We start from the raw sequence: 452 nt of genomic DNA, 5'->3' as shown, positions 1-452 counted from the left end.
GGCCGCCCGGAACTGGGCGCCGTTCACCGTCACCGAGCGGGCCCGCGGCGAGGCGTTCCTGCGCGCGGGCGCGGCGACCCCGCCACCCCGGTCGACGGTGCTGCTGCCCGGCGGGGCCGAGCTCGCCGCGGAACCCGCGTCGGGGGAGGAGACCGCCGAGCTCGACGTGCTGCTGCGGACCTGCCTGGCCGGGGCACCGGCCGTGGACTGGACGGCCGCCGACCTCGTGGGGCTGCTGGCGCCCGTCGCCGGACCGGCACTGCTGCTGCGCACTGCCGCCGGCGACCTGGTCGGGGTAGCCGCCCTGCTCGGCACCGACACCGGCGTGCCCGAGCCCGTCGTGGTGCTCCACCCGTGTCTGCGCGGGACGGGCGTCGGCCGGTGGCTGCGCGGTCGGCTGGGCTCCGGGGTCGCCGCCTAACCTGCGGGGGTGCCCGACCACGCCCCGCATG

Annotated in this window: 1 protein-coding gene; it reads left to right on the top strand. The window is 79.6% G+C overall.

Features of this window, described 5'->3' with window-relative positions; all coding sequences use genetic code 11:
- The coding region (locus tag GTW08_RS04735) for a hypothetical protein (protein WP_202416404.1) at window positions 1-421 on the top strand (421 nt) is incomplete at its 5' end.
- Window positions 422-452 lie beyond the last annotated feature (31 nt).

It is taken from the genome of Pseudonocardia sp. SID8383, from assembly GCF_009864975.1.
In the GTDB taxonomy this organism is placed as follows: domain Bacteria; phylum Actinomycetota; class Actinomycetes; order Mycobacteriales; family Pseudonocardiaceae; genus Pseudonocardia; species Pseudonocardia alni.
This window is presented reverse-complemented; position numbering and strand designations above follow the sequence as displayed.